The organism is Collinsella sp. AM20-15AC (assembly GCF_003471405.1).
Taxonomy (GTDB): Bacteria; Actinomycetota; Coriobacteriia; order Coriobacteriales; family Coriobacteriaceae; genus Collinsella.
This window is the reverse complement of record NZ_QRJA01000011.1, coordinates 32,254-48,782: the sequence shown is the minus strand read 5'-3', so window position 1 is coordinate 48,782 and position 16,529 is coordinate 32,254. Positions and strand designations below refer to the sequence as shown.

Genomic DNA, 16,529 nt, shown 5'->3' with positions numbered 1-16,529 from the left:
AAATTCAACCTAAGGAAATTCTGGTGAATGTTGTTCAGCTGCAGTATTTCATAAAGGTATTTGATTGTCAGAATTACTCGGATGCAGCAACTATATTAAGCGTTTCGCCGCAAGCTGTTTCAAAAGGCATTCGAGCATTGGAATCTGAACTTGGTCTGAAGCTGTTCGAAAAAAGAGGCAGTATTCTACATCTAACAAACTATGGAGAGGAAATCCTTCCTATAGCATTAGATGCACTAGCTTCAATTGAGGGAATTCAAGCGTATGCGCAAATCACGCGTGAAAAGATAAAAAAAACCCAGACACATTTGACACACGTTGCAGTCGGACTACCACCAATACTCATAAGCTGGTTCAACCAGCCCACACTAAACCGGCTCTCGAAAAAGTACAACGGTGGTAAATTTGCTGTTTCCAGATACGACGACGGCGGAACGTGCTTATCCCTTCTACTTGACGGACAAATCGACATTGCGATTGTCGCTGGGCAAGTAGACACCAATCTTTTTGAATCGCATTTTTTATTGAACGCCGAAGTCAACCTCCTCGTTGAAAGCAATCACCCATTAGCTAGTCACGCAGCAGCGAATCTAAACGCGGTGGCTCAATATCCAATTGCAAACACCTGTGACATTCGATATTGTCGAAAAAGAATGGACTCAGCATTTAACCATCTGGGCCTTTTCCCCCGCTACGAGAGTATTAACTTAGCAGACCAGCACAATTTGTCCGATTTTCTCATTCGTAAGCATGGGGTTATTTTGACCATAGCCTCGCAAACGTCTCAAATCAGGATAGGCTATCCAGCAAAAATCGTTTGCCTAGGCAAACAAGATAGATTATCAATCCCTTTTTACTGCGCTTCAAATTCAAACGATGTCCGAGCGCAAACTCATCACGCGATAAGCTGCATTCAACTTGAGGCACGCCAGCTATCCCGCTGTTTAAAAAGCGCTGAAGAAGGAGACCTTTCCGGCTGAACATGGCGGGCGTACTAATTCTATGCAAAACAGCATCGCATTCCGCCAGAACGGAAGCGTGGGCCAGCCCCGAGTTTTTTGTAGTATTCCGAGAGAAAACAACAAGGGCCGGCAGACTCTTGGCAAGTCAGTGGCCCACTCACCACCCACAAAACTGTGCCCCACTTCCGAAATCCGAGTCCACGAAAGGCGTCGGCAAGGCCATTTACGCAACATATATCCAGTAAAAAAGGGTGGCAGCCGGTACGGCTACCACCCTTTTGTCTTACATCCGGCTCGAAGTAGGCCAACTACTTCTTAATGCCGCGTCCCAGGCGCTCAGCGACCGACGCCACGGCACTCTCGTCGACCGAGCCGCAGCTCACGCAGCCATCGTGGGCACGCATCTGGCCGGTGACCTCGTCCATCGCGAGCGGTGCCACCTTCTCGAGCTTAAAGCCCTTGCCGGCGCGCATGTTTTCCTTGGCCACGCTGATCATGAGCTTAATGCGGTTGAGCTGGTTGACCTCGGACGCACCGGGGTCGTAGTCCACCGCGACAATGTTGCTCTCGGGGTGCTGACGGCGCAGCTCCTTGATCACAGCCTTACCCACCACGTGGTTGGGCAGGCACGCAAAGGGCTGCGTGCAGATGATGTTGGGCGCGCCATGGTCAATCAGGTCGAGCATCTCGGCCGTGAGCAACCAGCCCTCGCCCATGTTGTTGCACACCGAAAGCACCGTGCGGGCCTTGTCGGCCATGGTGCCGATGCGCTCGGGCGCCTCAAAGCGGCGGGACTTCTCGAGCAGCTCTTCCACCGGCGTGCGCATCCAGTCCACGAGCTTGATGAGCGCCTGCATACCAGCGCGCGTGGTAGCAGAGCTTCCCAGCTCGTCCTTCTGCAGCTCGGCGTTGCTCATGGAGTACAGGAAGAAATCGAGCAGGCCCGGTACCACGGCCTCGCAGCCCTCGCGCTCGATCACGTCGACCACGTGGTTATTGGCTGTGGGGTGGAACTTGACCAGGATCTCACCGACCACGCCCACGCGCGGCTTGGTGCCCTCGCCCACGAGCGGCATGGTGTCGAACGCGCGGATGGCCTCGCGGCACAGCTTGGTGTAGTTGTGGCGGTTAAACTTGGGCGCCAGCTTGCGGGCACGCGCCATGTACTCCTCGTAGAGCGCGTTGGCGGCACCGGGCGTGGCCTCGTACGGGCGGCAGCGGTAGAGCATCTGCATCATCACGTCACCAAAGAGCACCGCGTAGACTGCCTGCTTAAGCAGCGCCGGCGTCAGCTTAAAGCCGGGGTTGTCCTCGCCGAGCGCCACGGCCGAAAGCGAGATCACGGGGATCTCGGGGTGGCCGCTCTCGCGCAGGGCCTTGCGGATGAGCGCGATGTAGTTGGTGGCACGGCAGCCGCCGCCGGTCTGGCTGATGACCACGGCGGTCTTGGACAGGTCGTACCGACCGCTCTCGATGGCCTCCATAATCTGGCCCGTCACCAGAATCGACGGGTAGCAAATGTCATTGTTCACATAGCGCAGGCCAGCCTCGACGGCATCGTGGTCGGTCGAGGGCAGCAGCTCCAAGTTGTAGCCGGCACCGCGGAACACCTCTTTGACCAGGTCAAAGTGGATCGGCGCCATCTGCGGGCACAGGATGGTATAGCCCTCGTCGCGCATCTGCTCGGTAAAGGGTACCTTGGGCCATGCGGTCGAGGCGCTCTCACGCTGTGCCTCGAACGTGTACTTGCGGCTCGCGAACGCGGGGGCATCCGTGGAGGGCGCCACCGGCGCAGCGTCGCCCTGCTCAAAGACCTTGCCCGCAGCCGTGGCCTCGGCCAAGCGCTCGGCCTCCTGGTCCTTGAGTGCCGCCATGAGCGAGCGGATGCGAATGCGCGCGGCGCCCAGGTTGGACACCTCGTCGATCTTGAGCACGGTGTAGATCTTGCCACTGGCCTCCAGGATCTCCTGCACCTGATCGGTGGTCAGGGCATCGAGGCCGCAGCCGAAGGAATTGAGCTGGATCAGGTCCAGGTCGTTGCGCATCGTCACAAAACGGGCGACGGCGTACAGGCGACTGTGGTACATCCACTGGTCGACGACGCGAATCGGACGCTCGGGCTTTACCAGATGCGCGAGCGAATCCTCGGTAAAGACCGCAAAGCCAAAGCTCGAGATAAGCTCGGGCAGGGCGTGGTTGATCTCGGGGTCGTTGTGGTAGGGACGGCCAGCGAGCACAATGCCGTGGCCACCATGGTCCTCGACCCACTTAAGGGCCTCCTCGCCCATGGTCTGGATGTCCTCGTGGAAACGCGCATCGGCCTCAAAGGCAGCGTTGACGGCGGCATCGACCTCGGAACGCGTGATTTTGGGACCGCGCACGCGGCCGCGCCCGGCTTGCGCATCGGCCACACGGTCGACGGCGAGCACCTGGTACAGACGGCGTTTGAGCTCGGTCTTATCGTGATAGGGCACAAACGGATACAGGAACTCGATGTTCTGCTCGCGGATCTCGTCGATGTTGAGCGCCAACGCGGTGGGGTAACTCATGACGATGGGGCAGTTGTAGCAGTTACCGGCCGTCGGGTCCTCTTTGCGCTCCCAGCGCACGCACGGCATCCAGATAAAGTCGACGTCACGGTCGATGAGGTTCATCACATGGCCGTGGCTCATCTTGGCCGGATAGCACACGCTCTCGGACGGCATGGACTCGATGCCCGCCTGGTAGGTCTTCTTGCTCGACTGGTCGGACAGCTGCACGCTAAAGCCCAGGCGCGTAAAGAACGCGTGCCAGAAGGGGTAGTTCTCGTACATGTTGAGTGCGCGCGGGATACCCACGGTGCCGCGCGGGGCCCCGTCGGGACTCAGGACCTCGCGGTTAAACAGCAACTCGTTTTTCTTTTTGAAGAGGTTGGGGGCCTCGGTCTTTTGCTTTTTGTGGCCGGCGCCCTTCTCGCAGCGGTTGCCGGTAATGAAGCGCCTGCCGCCGCCAAAATCGTTGACGGTAAGCTGGCAGTTGTTGGAGCAACGTCCGCAGCGGACGTGCTTTTGCGTCACGGTGAGGTGCGCGATGTCCTCGGCCGAAAGGATGGTCGAGGTGCCGTCGGCGCCGGCGCGATCGCGGGCGAGCAGGGCCGCACCGTAGGCGCCCATACAGCCGGCGATGTCGGGGCGCACGGCGTGAACACCGGTGAGCTGCTCAAACGCACGCAGCGTGGCGTCGGACATAAAGGTGCCGCCTTGGACGATCACCTGACTGCCGATCTCCTTGGGGTCGCGCAGCTTAATGACCTTGAACAGGGCATTCTTGATGACGGAATAAGACAGGCCGGCCGCAATGTCGCCCACCGTGGCGCCTTCCTTTTGCGCCTGCTTGACGCGCGAGTTCATAAAGACCGTGCAGCGGCTGCCCAAATCGACCGGGGCCTTGGCATGGATGGCGGCATCGGCAAACGCGCGCACGTCCATGTTCATAGACACGGCGAAACTCTCGATAAAGCTGCCGCAGCCCGACGAGCAGGCCTCGTTGAGCATGATGTGCTCAATCACGCCGTCCTTCACACGCAGGCACTTCATGTCCTGGCCGCCAATGTCCAGGATGAACTCGACGCCGGGCAGGAAAGCCTTGGCGCCGCGCAGGTGCGCGACGGTCTCGATCTCGCCGGAATCGGCCTTGAGGGCCTCGATGAGCAGCGCCTCGCCGTAGCCCGTGGTGGTCACGTGGCCGATGGTACAGCCCGCAGGGATGTGGTTGTAGAAATCGGCCATGATGACCTTGGCCGTGCCCAGGATGTCGCCGTTGTTGTTGCCGTACCAGGTGTGCAGCAGCTGGCCGTCCTCGCCCACGAGCGCGGCCTTCATGGTGGTGGAACCGGCGTCGATGCCGATGAACACACGGCCGGTGTAGCCGTCGAGCTTGCCCTTGGGGACGACCTCGGTGTCGTGGCGGGTCTTGAACTCGGCAAAGTCCTCGTCGGTGGCAAAGAGCGGGTCCAGGCGCTCGACCTCAGCACCCTGCGTGTCGCCCAAGCTGTCGATAGCCTCGATGAGCTGCGGGAACGTGCTGAGCTTGTTGGACTCGTGCGCCATGGCGGCGCCGCTCGCCACAAACAGGTGGGCGTTTTGGGGCACAATGCGGTGCTCCTCGTCCAGGTTGAGCGTGAGATAGAAGCGGTGGCGCAGCTCGGAGAGATACTGCAGCGGGCCGCCCAGGAAGGCGACGTTGCCGCGAATGGGACGGCCGCACGCCAGACCCGAGATGGTCTGGGTCACGACGGCCTGGAAGATGGAGGCGGCCACGTCCTCGGGACGGGCGCCCTCGTTGAGCAGCGGCTGGACGTCGGTCTTGGCAAAGACGCCGCAGCGGCTGGCGATGGGATAGATGGTGGTGGCGTTGGCCGCGAGCTCGTTGAGGCCGCTCGCGTCGGTGTGCAGCAGGGTTGCCATCTGGTCGATGAACGCGCCCGTACCGCCGGCGCAGGTACCGTTCATGCGCTGCTCGATGCCGTTATCGAAGTAGATGATCTTGGCGTCCTCGCCGCCCAGCTCGATGGCGACGTCGGTGGCCGGGATGAGGGTCTCGACGGCGCGTTTGCTGGCGATGACCTCCTGGACAAACTCCAGCTCGAGCCACTGGGACAGCAGCAAACCGCCCGAGCCGGTAATGGCGCAGGTCATTTGGGCCGTCGGCAGCACGGTCGCAGCACCCTCGAACAGGTCACGGGCGCAAGCGCGGACATCGGTGTGATGGCGCTGGTACTTGGCGTACACGATCTGGTTGTCGTCGTTGAGCACGGCGAGCTTGACGGTGGTGGAGCCCACGTCGATGCCCAGGTGCAGGTTACCGTGGGCGGCCTCGGGGTTGAAAATCGCGCCTTCGGGGGCGTGGGCGGCGGCTACGGGCTCGCTAGCGACGGACGTCTCCCCTGCCGCGTTCTTGGCCTCGGCAACAGCCTCGACAACTTTCTCGGCAGCAGCGGTCGCGGCCTTCTGCGCGGCGTCCGCCACGGCGGGCGCGGCCTCGCGCGCGGCAGCAACTATACGGTCCTTAATGCCTTCGGCGAGTTTGCTCATTGTCTCTCCTCTTAGTTGTTGGACTCGACGGTTGCGGCGGTGTCGGCCGCGTCCTCGAGCTGCAAGTTCAATAGCTTCATGCCGTATTCCGGCACGTTGATATCGATGGGTTGGCCATACAGGTCACCGGGGCGCACAAAGGCGATAACCGTCATGATGCGCGCCATGGCCTCGGGCGATTCGGAAAGGTCACGCTCAAACCAGCGCTGAATCATGCCGACCTCGGCACTCACGACGTAGGTAACGTAGTAGTCAAAGAACGTGCCCAGCGCCAGGCCCAAAATGCCCGTCTGCGCACGCGGCACCACAGCCTCACGCGCAGTGTCGATAATCCTTTTAATGAAGGCCTGGTCGCCGCCCGGCCCCAGCAGCGCACCGATTAAGTCGCGGTTGGCTGCAAGATAACGCAGCAGCTCAACCGAACCGGGCGCCGGCTCGAGCTCATCGATATTGTGATAGAGATCAGGCAGCTGAGCTGCGGTAATGAACTCAATGCGCTCACGGATCTCGGCCAGCAAGCCGTCCTCGATTTGATTGATAAAGTCGGGGATATCGCGGTAGTGCGAATAGAACGTGCGACGCGTAAGGCCAGCGCGCTCGGTGAGCGACGCGACATTAATGCGCGAAAGGTCGCCGCTTTCGGCAAGCTCGCTGGCAAGTGCCTGGCGAAGGGCACGCTGCGAGCGAAGGGACCGGCGATCGCATTTCTCGAGCTGGGACAAGCGTCCTCCTTGTTACTCAGCCTGTGCGCTATTGCACAGTGCGAGTATTATTGCACACCGTGTGTACCAACACGTAAAGGCAATATTTGGAATGTGACGAGGGGGCAGTCCCTTTGTCACAACCCGCCTGGCTTTTGGAGCGGCATTACCGATTGTCCAAAATGTCATTCGTGGGTAGAATAGTGTCGACGGCAGCCCAAGTTGTAGCTGGCTGGGCAGCGCCGTTGTTTGCATTAGGGGGTCAACGCCTTAGCGGCGGCGACCCCTTCTGTTGCGCTTCGAACGCTGCTTGAGTGCCTCGGAAAGGCCGACAAGCGCCGTGAAGAACGAGACCACGGCGGTCAGAAGTCTCACGAAATCAATCAAATCGGTCATGGGCATCACCTCCCATCAAATGGAGGGCGCTGCCCGGCACATGGAACTGCCGTCAACGATACCGATTCTATCAAAGCGCAGTTAGATATGCGAATATTTGTTCGCATTTCAGAAGATCGGAGCTCGGGTATGGCGAAGGAGCAGTTCCTTTGCCATACCCGAGCTTGTCGCCGAACTGCCAACTACATTTTTCGAGTTATTCGGCCACGCTACTGGTTTTATATAAATGCACCGCCGGGATTATCTGAGAGTTTTTGTCCTTATTTGAGCGCATACATGCCCATTTGCGCACTTACGTCACCAAATCAAACACCATTAGAGGTATGAATGTTCCTGCGAGGGCATCTTTAGCCATTTAACGACCTCCGACAGGCCGAATAACTCGAAATTTGTTGGTGGCGAAAGCGCAACAATCCTATACGCCAAAAGCCGGCATCTCCCATGTGACAAAGGGACAGTCCCTTTGTCACATTATTCGATGACGGTGCGGGAGTTTTGCTTGCGCATGGTGGCGAGCATGTGTTTGGGGACGGCATGGACCATGCAGCTGCCGATGGTCACGCTCGCGGCGGCCTTAGCTGCATCGCTTGCGTTTTTGGTCGCGTAGCTGTGGCGGAAACGCTTGAGCATGGCGATGTCGTTTCCGCCGTCGCCATAAACCGCGACCTTGTCCTCGGCAATACCGTAGTAGCCCGCCAGCCATGCCACGCTCTCGCCCTTGTTGCACGCCACGTCCGTAATTTCGAACATCACCGGATCGAACGGCGCGTTGACCACGCGGTCCGAGCGCTCGGTCAGATACGCCTTAAGGTCGCGCTCCAGCTCGGGCGAGGTCACGCGACAGTTGATCTTGCACACATCGTGGCGCAGGATGTCACCGATCGACTGGTCGAAGTACTGTTCCTCGTGGTACCCGCCACGCGCACGCATGCCGCGCATCACGATGCGCTTGATAGGGCTGTCTTTTTTAAAGCCCGCCTGGTGCATCTCGAACGATCCGCTCGAAAACATGCCGTCGGGCGTGGAGCAGTCAAAACAGATATCCGGAAACTCCTTGAGCAGCTCCTCGGTGATCTGCGAATCGATGGTCCAGGTCTTGAGCACCTCGCCATGACTGTCGCGCACGATGGAGCCGTTAGAGCAGCAGGCATCGAGCGCCAGCCCCGTAAAGCCATGCTCGCCGATCGGCAGCGTCGAGCGTCCGGTCGCGGGAACCACATGCAGGCCGGCCTCGGTCAGCTCGCGAATGGCACGGCGGATGGTCCCATCCGCCTCGTGCAGGGCGTTCAGCAGCGTTCCGTCTAAGTCACTCGCGAACATCTTGATCATGGGCGTGCCTCTCCTTCGTCTGCACGATATTGTAGACGAAGGAGAGGCACGCCCAAACAATGCCGTCCCGGCGCGGCGGACCACTGCCTCCGCAAATTCACGGTGCCCCAGCGCGTCAAGACAATCGCCGCAAGCGATTTTTCAGACGATAAAACAGCGCCGTCGTCAACGTCAGCACCGCCAACATGGCTGCGAATACAATCGCTGGTGTCCATCGATCATATGCAACCCCGTACGTCAATTGGCCGATAGGTGTTGCGCAGGAAAGGACCATGTAAACGACCGAAAGCACTTTTCCGCAGAGCTCAGTCGGCGCTACCCGCTGAACAAACGCGATGATTTCAACCGACGTAATGCTCGCCCACACCATGACCCATGCCGAACCAACCGCAAACACGGTGAACACGCATACATCTACGCCGAACAGCAGCGTAACAATAATCGGCGCGACTCCAAAACAGATCATCGCAACATATCGACATATGCCATTGAAAGAAAAACGATGCGGCCAAATGCCGACCAAGCCACTGCCGGTAAGACCACCCAGGCCCAGAGCAATCTCAACTATCCCAACGCAGGACGATTGCATGCCGAGATGCTTTGTAACAATAATGGGAGCGCCAATCGTTAGCCCAACCAACGCAAGGTTCAAAACTGCCGCAAGCAAAATCACAGCGACCAATGATGCATTTTGCAACAGATACCGAATCGACTCCCGAAAATCGTTTCGGCATGTCGTACGAGTCGCGCCGTCTCCCATCGTTTCAGATGAGGCATTTTGCTTGAGTACGCCACCAAACAACAGAGCTGAAATCGCAAACGTTACCGACGCGATTGTGCAAAGAGCATCGATGCCAAAGCACCCATAGACTGCCGTCCCGACCACAGGACCCAAGATATTGCTCACCATGGTCACCTGCGAAACCAATGCAGTGGCCCGCTCAACCTTCTTTTCACCCGCCATGCGCACCGTCTCAATTTGGAGTATTGGCTTTAGCAGCGATTGAGCGCCATATTGAACACAAAGTATCGCTACTACGACGACCGCAAGAGGCAATGAGTGCTTCATGGGGATAGACAGCAGTGATGCAGTCATCAGAGCAATGCCGAGGGCCACGAGGGCCTCGCGATGTCTTCCCCTATCCGCCAAGATTCCGCCAATCGGAGTTGCGAGTACGCCGGGTATGAACGCTATCGCCACGGCGGCGCCATATAACGTTGACGAGCCGCTGCAATCGAACAAGTAAAGCGGATACGCAAAGCACAGCGCCGACAGCATCGAATACGTGCACAGCTGCGCAACAAGAAAGCCAAAAATCCTGATAGATCGCACTGTTTTTTGCGTCAACGAGACGCTACTCCTCCGCATTCCAGCCATAAGCCCACCCCCTATACATACCACTAGTATGTATTTAATGACTTGAAAAGGGCAGCCGTGGCTACCCTCACAAATCAATTACATACCGTTGGTATCTATATTACCACCCGGCGCGGTCCCATACGTCCCAAATCTGCGCCGTTGTCTGAAGCACTTCTTCCCCCAAATCGAGTCCCACCGCGGCAGCCATCTGCGCCAAACATTGAGCGCGAGCGAGCATTCGATCCTTGGGCTCAAGCGGACGGAACAGCGGCAGCAGCCAAAGATTCACCAACAACGATACGGCCTCCGCCGCTTCACGCGGACATTCGCACGCAATGGATCCGTCGGCGATGCCCTCCTCGATCACCGGCAAGAGATAGCCATCGGCAGACTCGTTAAACGAGCCCTGGTACTGCATCGCCAGAAGACGCGAGCTTTTTAGCGGATCTGCTGCAGGACGCATACGTGCCCATAGCTCAATTTGCGGAACAACGGACTCGGGAGCGTAAAGCCTTTTTAGCTTTTGGGCGCCGGTCATATTACCGACGCCAAGCATCGAGCGGCGGTGCTCAACAATCGGAGTCATCGCCCGATCAAACGCGGCGTTGAAAATCTCTTCTTTACTCTTGAAGTGATGATAAACAGCACCCTTGGTCATGCCATCGAGACGGTCAACGATATCTTGAATGCTCGTCCCCTCATAACCCTGTGCACAGAATAGCTCCTGTGCCGCGTCGAGAATCTTCGCGACCGTCTCCTCGGGATATTTATTGCGACCCATAATCCGTCCATCCGCAACGCAAGCCTTATGCCTCATTGCAGTATTTTAACGTTGCGGATGGCAGACGGTCGATTCTACACCGCGGCCGGGCCGTGTTCGCCGGTGCGGATGCGGATGACTTCCTCGACCGGCTCGACCCAAATCTTGCCGTCGCCGACGGCACCGGTGCGAGCTGCGTTGCAGATGATCTCAACGATACCGTCGACATGCTCGTCGGCGCAGATGAGGGTGAACTGCACCTTAGGAATCGTGTTGACGAGTAGCTCGTTACCGCGCACGTATTCTTTCCAGCCATGTTGAGCGCCGCAGCCCTGTACCTGGTTGATAGTCATGCCACGAACATCGGCAGCAAACAGCGCATCTTTAAGAACCTCAAGCTTCTCGGCACGAACGATCGCCGTGATCTTCTTCATAGTGAATTCCTCTCAATAATCAACGTATCCCTTTACATGAGACGCGGGTTTCCCAGGTGCCGTAAACCAACCTCAGAGATCAAAAAAGTTCAACTGACTGGTCTTAGCAGGTTTCCCAAGTGCCGCAGATTGCCGTGAAAGAGGAGCGAAGCGTACTTAAGTACGTGAGCGACGATTGAACGGCAAGGTGCGGTGCTTGGGGAAGCTGCTAATCGAGTCCGGAGAATGAGGGGTATGCGCTCTCGCCGTGCTGACTCGTATCCAGGCCCAGCGCCTCGTCGGCCTCGTCCACGCGCAGGCTGCCGTGGAACAGCGCCTTGACCACCGCGGCGATCACCAAGTCGAGCACCAGCACAATGGCGACCGTCACCACAATACCCAGGACCTGCGAGATGAGCAGTGACATGTCGCCCGTGTAGAACAGGCCACCCTTACCGGTCCACGAAAGCTCCGGCACGCAGAACAGGCCCGTGAGAACGCCGCCCAAAATGCCGCCGATACCGTGGCAGCCGAACGCGTCGAGCGCATCGTCGTAGCCAAACTTAGTCTTAAGATGACTGATAGCCAAGTAGCAGACAGGCGAGACAATCAGGCCCATGACCAGCGCTGCCCACGGTTCGACAAAGCCCGCGCCCGGCGTGACCACCACGAGGCCCGCGACCAAACCGGTGCTGGCACCCACCAGCGTGGGGCGACCGGTGTGCACGCGCTCAACGACAAGCCACGAAACCATGCCCGCCGCGCTGGCCGTCACGGTGTTAAAGATGGCAAGCGCCGCCACGGCGTCGGCCTTAAACTCACTGCCGCCGTTAAAGCCAAACCAGCCAAACCAAAGCAGGCCGGCGCCGAGCGCCACAAACGGCACGTTATGCGGGCGATAGCTCACCATGCCAAAACCGCGACGGCGGCCGAGCATTAAGCAGAGGATCAGGCCGGTAAGACCAGACGAAATGTGCACCACGTCGCCGCCGGCAAAGTCGAGCGCGCCGATGATGTCACCGATAAAGGAGCCCTCGCCGCCCCAGACCATGTGGGCGAGCGGCGCATAGACCACGAGCAGCCAAATGCCCAGGAAAGCCGTCATGGCGCCAAACTTAACGCGGCCGGCCAGGCTGCCCGTGACGATGGCGGCGGTGATCATGGCAAACGCCATCTGGAAGGCGATGTTGATGATCTGGGGGTAGACGGCGCCGTCCGCGGCGTTGCCCTCGGCCGCCTGCAGCACCTGGTTGAGCACCGGCAGGCACAGAAGCTGGTCAAGGCCTCCAGTAAACGGACTCGAGCCGTCGCCGCCGTAGGCCAGCGACCAGCCGGCAACAATCCACAGCACACCGACCAGGCCAATGGCGCCAAAGCACATGAGCATGGTGTTGATGACATTTTTGCGCCTGGACAGGCCTCCATAGAAAAACGCCAGACCCGGTGTCATTAAAAACACGAGCATGGTGCAGATGAGCATAAACGTTGTCGATCCCGTATCGTACATTCGCTCCCCCTTGGTCGCATGGACGTTGTCGGCGCCCATAATGCGGCCGAGGAGCAACTGGTGTAGACCAGATACGGCGTTGTTAAACGCTGCGTTGTCGAATGGAAACGGTGCCGCAATCTTGGAAACGGCGCGGCAACGGGCGCGAAACGAACGGGAAATACGCAAGCAAGGGAGCCGTGAGCGCGCCCGTCCCAGCTAGCGCCGGAACAGCTCGCGGGCTCGGTCGCGAAGGTCGGTGGCTCGGATGACGCCCTCGTAGCGGTTGATGCGCAAGCGCGGGAAGGCATTAAAGAAGCGCAGGTCGCGACGGCTGAGCGACACGCTCGGCACCGGACGGCTCATGCGCTTGCCGGCAAGGCGACGACTGAGTGACGGACGCGGCATGCTCGGCGCGGCATCGGCCACGCGGCGGGCAGCGAGTGCCAGGCCGCGAGCACCATCCGCGATAAACGTCGGCATCGAAGCCTTCTCGCGCAGGGCATCGAGCGCGGCGTCACCCAGCTCGGCCAGCCACGCGTTAACGGCACGGCTGCGGATGTGCGTCTGTGTCACCGAGTCAATCGTCGATTCGGGAATGCGCTCGAGCATTGAGTCCGAGGCATCGGCAAGCGACTCGTTGATGCGGTCGGCAAGGTCGGCACGCACACGCTCAAGCTGATCGGACAGACGCCGCCAGCTCGCCAACGAGCACACCGCATCGACCATCATCGCGACCGCGACGATAAAGGCGGCCAAGCGCACGATTAGCACCGGCAGATGGCCAAGCAGCCCCAGCAATGCCGGCTCCACTAAACGGCAAATACACAACGCACCCAAGCCAAACGCGCAGGCCCAGTACAGGCAGATGCGTCCGTGCAGGTTAAACGGCAGATGCGAGTAATCCCAAAACCGGGCACCCGTCGTTTTTTCCAACAGCACGCCCACGCTATATTCGATCACGCTGCATACGAGCGCGGCAGCGACAAACTGGCTCGAGGCGTCTGGGATTCCACGCAGCAGCAACCAGCACGCAATGCCGCCCGCACCGTAGATGGGACAACACGGCCCTAGCAAAAAGCCGCTGTTGGCAAAGCGTCCGTGGTTGAGCATGGCGCAGACTGTCGACTCCCATACCCAGCCGCAAAAACCGTAGAAGGCAAACGAGAGTACCAGCGCCGAGAGCGGACAGGCGGCAAGCGTCGCGCCGTCAAATGCCATGTCGATCGCGGTTCCCACCGTCTACCCACTCCTCTTTTCGTTCGATTCTTTGCTCGAGCCGTCACTCGGGCCCTCGTTCAAATCGTTCGCGCCGCCTTTGCGCGGCAGACGGCCGGCAATCGTCTCGCGCAGTGCGCACCATTTATCCGCCAGGCACACAATCCATGCCTCGCGACACGTCGGCGGCACCGGCACCAGCGGAAACATATGCCGCACGATGATATTCCGCTCGCGCGACGTCAGCTCAAAATCTTCCTCCGCACGCGCCAGGGCAAAAAACGGGTGACGAAAGCCATGCAGTCGATGGCTTGGGTCGGGATCGTGCCAGTCATAGAGAAAGTAATCGTGCAGCAGGGCCCCGCGCAGCAGCGAGGCGCGGTCGACCGAAATGCCCGCACGGCCCAAGCGCTCGGCAAATGACAGACTTGCCCGCGCCACCGAGGTCACATGCGCATACACCGTCACATCGCCATGCTGGATAAACTCGTGCGTCAGGTCCAAGCGGCCCGCCTGGGCCAGCTGACGGGCGGCATAGTCGACCTCGTACGCGATTTTCTCGGCACGAACGGCATCAGACATGCTGCCTCCTTCCAGCGGCTCACGGCGGCATGCCACGGCCTGCACGCATTGAATAAAATCATCATCGAATCTACCAGTATGGCATCAGACAAAACGTTTTGCCCCGCCAGTTGGCGAATTACCGCGCCGCCGTCACATATCAAACGCCAAAATGTGCGAGACTGTTTTGTGCAATTGTGCCGGCCGAGGGAGCGCCGGCGCTCGATTCGCATGGAGTAACCAACAACGATGCTGCTTACGCAAACGACAACGCCCGAGGACGTCAAGGCTCTTAATCGCGCCGAGCTCCCGCAGCTCTGCGACGAGATTCGCCGCGCCATCCTCGAAAGCTCCGCCGCTGTCGGCGGACACGTTGCCCCCAACCTGGGCGTCGTTGAGCTCACGGTCGCGCTCCACCGCGTGTTTAACTCCCCCACCGACAAAATTGTCTTTGACGTGTCGCACCAGACCTACGCACACAAAGCGCTGACCGGGCGCGCGTACACTTATATTGATCCGGAGCGTTATGGTGAGGCTTCTGGCTTTGCCAATCCCGACGAGTCCGAGCACGACCTGTTCGCCATGGGCCACACCTCCACGTCTGTGAGCTTGGGCTGCGGCCTTGCGCACGCTCGTGACCTGGCGGGCGATGCGTACAACGTCATCACCATCATTGGCGACGGCTCGCTTTCGGGCGGCCTGGCGTTTGAGGGCTTTAACAATGCCGCCGATCTCGACAGCAACCTGGTCATCATCGTCAACGATAACGACCAGTCCATTGCCGAGAACCACGGTGGCCTGTATCGCAATCTGGCCGCGCTGCGCGCCAGCAACGGCACCTGTGAGCGCAACGTTTTCCGCGCAATGGGGCTCGACTATCGCTACTTAGACGCCGGCAACGATGTGTTGGCCCTGGTCGACACGCTGCAGGAGCTGCGCGATATCGATCATCCCATCGTGCTGCACGTCTCCACCGCCAAGGGTAAAGGCTTTGAGCCAGCCCAGAGCGACCCCGAGCGCTGGCATCATGTGGGCCCGTTTGACATGGCGACTGGGCGCAAGCTCTGCCCGGGCCATCCGAGCGAGCCTGCGCCGCGCACCTATGCCGACATTACGGGCGAGGCGCTCAGCGCCGCCATCGAGCACGATCCGCAGGTTGTGGGCATCACGGCCGCAACGCCCTACATCATGGGCTTTACGCCCGAACTTCGCGCCGCCGCCGGCAAACAGTTCGTCGATGTGGGCATTGCCGAGGAGCACGCCGTGACCTTTGCCACCGCGCTCGCCCGCTCGGGTGCCAAGCCGGTCTTTGGCGTGTACGGTACGTTCTTGCAGCGTGCCTATGACGAGCTGTGGCACGACCTGTGCCTCAACGACGCCCCGGCGACCATCCTTGTATTTGGCGCGTCGATCTTTGGCACCACATCCGAGACGCATCTTTCGTTCTTTGATATTTCCATGCTGGGCGCTCTCCCCAATATGCGTTACCTGGCGCCTTCCTGCATGGAGGAATACCTGTCCATGCTGAGCTGGTCGCTCGACCATCGCGAGCATCCTGTGGCGATTCGCGTGCCCGGCATTGGCCTGGTAAGCCGCCCCGACTTGGCGCCTGCCGAGGACGCCGATTACGGTGTCGCGCGCTACAACGTGGTGCGCCAGGGCCGCGACGTGGCCGTGCTCGCGCTCGGCGATTTCTTTGAGCTGGGCGAGCGTGTGGCAAACCGCTTGGCAGCCGGATACGGCATCGAGGCCACGCTCGTCAACCCGCGCTATGCAACCGAGCTCGACCGCGAGTTCCTCGACAGCCTTGCCGCCAAGCATCGCGTTGTCGTCACCCTCGAAGACGGCATCTTGGACGGCGGCTGGGGCGAGCGCGTCGCGTGCTACTTGGCCTGCACGCCCGTGCGCACGCGCACCTTTGGCATCGCCAAGGGCTTCCCCGACCGCTACGACCCCAACGAGTTGCTCGCTCAGAACGGCATGACGGCCGAGAACATGGCCGCCGAAGCCGTTAGGCTACTTAACGAGTAAAAAACCTCCGCAAGGGAAGCACCCCTGCGGAGGTTTTTATTTTCGCGGCGCGATTATCTCAATCTGTAACATCTAGGGCCCGAATTCCCGTCTAACTGTTACAGATCTAGACAAACCGTCTTTGCCCCTGACCTTTGTCTCAATCTGTAACAGAAAGGGAGCTTTTGTCCGCCTAACTGTTACAGATCGAGACATTCGAATCCCCCTAAGGAGATGATCTCGATCTGTAACAGTTACTCG

General features: G+C 59.4%; 12 protein-coding genes. 2 read left to right on the top strand and 10 right to left on the bottom strand.

Annotation, left to right across the window (positions count from 1 at the left end; translation table 11 throughout):
- The first annotated feature begins 23 nt into the window (after nucleotides 1-23).
- The gene (locus tag DW233_RS05165) at nucleotides 24-980 is read left to right on the top strand and encodes a LysR family transcriptional regulator (protein WP_118267054.1); all 957 of its coding nucleotides are present in this window, start codon (nucleotides 24-26) and stop codon (nucleotides 978-980) included.
- A gap of 290 nt (nucleotides 981-1,270) precedes the next feature.
- Here the strand turns inward: DW233_RS05165 and DW233_RS05160 are convergent, their stop codons facing one another.
- From DW233_RS05160 to DW233_RS05120, 10 genes are all read right to left on the bottom strand, one after another.
- A complete protein-coding gene (locus DW233_RS05160; protein ID WP_118267052.1) occupies nucleotides 1,271-6,034 on the bottom strand; it encodes a 2-hydroxyacyl-CoA dehydratase in 4,764 nt (1,587 codons plus the stop codon).
- An 11-nt stretch (nucleotides 6,035-6,045) separates the two neighbouring features.
- Complete coding sequence (locus DW233_RS05155; RefSeq protein WP_117790165.1) at nucleotides 6,046-6,756, bottom strand: TetR/AcrR family transcriptional regulator; 711 nt, start codon at nucleotides 6,754-6,756, stop codon at nucleotides 6,046-6,048.
- A gap of 249 nt (nucleotides 6,757-7,005) precedes the next feature.
- Nucleotides 7,006-7,131 carry a hypothetical protein gene (locus tag DW233_RS10545; RefSeq protein WP_255413482.1) on the bottom strand — a complete coding sequence of 42 codons (126 nt, stop codon included), beginning with the start codon at nucleotides 7,129-7,131 and terminating at the stop codon, nucleotides 7,006-7,008.
- Between the two features lie 471 nt (nucleotides 7,132-7,602).
- On the bottom strand, nucleotides 7,603-8,460 hold the full coding sequence (locus tag DW233_RS05150) for an HAD-IIB family hydrolase (protein ID WP_118267050.1): 858 nt from the start codon (nucleotides 8,458-8,460) through the stop codon (nucleotides 7,603-7,605).
- 115 nt (nucleotides 8,461-8,575) lie between these two features.
- The gene (locus DW233_RS05145; protein WP_158567807.1) at nucleotides 8,576-9,808 is read right to left on the bottom strand and encodes an MFS transporter; all 1,233 of its coding nucleotides are present in this window, start codon (nucleotides 9,806-9,808) and stop codon (nucleotides 8,576-8,578) included.
- Between the two features lie 130 nt (nucleotides 9,809-9,938).
- Entirely contained in the window at nucleotides 9,939-10,601 is a 663-nt protein-coding gene (locus DW233_RS05140; protein ID WP_158567806.1) for a TetR/AcrR family transcriptional regulator, read from the bottom strand.
- 74 nt (nucleotides 10,602-10,675) lie between these two features.
- Entirely contained in the window at nucleotides 10,676-11,014 is a 339-nt protein-coding gene (locus DW233_RS05135; protein WP_117734256.1) for a P-II family nitrogen regulator, read from the bottom strand.
- Between the two features lie 208 nt (nucleotides 11,015-11,222).
- The gene (locus DW233_RS05130; RefSeq protein ID WP_118267045.1) at nucleotides 11,223-12,500 is read right to left on the bottom strand and encodes an ammonium transporter; all 1,278 of its coding nucleotides are present in this window, start codon (nucleotides 12,498-12,500) and stop codon (nucleotides 11,223-11,225) included.
- Between the two features lie 198 nt (nucleotides 12,501-12,698).
- A complete protein-coding gene (locus tag DW233_RS05125; protein ID WP_233547946.1) occupies nucleotides 12,699-13,718 on the bottom strand; it encodes a putative ABC transporter permease in 1,020 nt (339 codons plus the stop codon).
- A 3-nt stretch (nucleotides 13,719-13,721) separates the two neighbouring features.
- Nucleotides 13,722-14,279, bottom strand: a complete 558-nt coding sequence (locus DW233_RS05120; RefSeq protein WP_118267043.1) for an HD domain-containing protein — start codon at nucleotides 14,277-14,279, stop codon at nucleotides 13,722-13,724.
- Between the two features lie 228 nt (nucleotides 14,280-14,507).
- Between DW233_RS05120 and DW233_RS05115 the strand changes: the two genes are divergently transcribed.
- Nucleotides 14,508-16,289 carry a 1-deoxy-D-xylulose-5-phosphate synthase gene (locus DW233_RS05115; protein ID WP_118267041.1) on the top strand — a complete coding sequence of 594 codons (1,782 nt, stop codon included), beginning with the start codon at nucleotides 14,508-14,510 and terminating at the stop codon, nucleotides 16,287-16,289.
- Nucleotides 16,290-16,529: the final 240 nt, after the last annotated feature.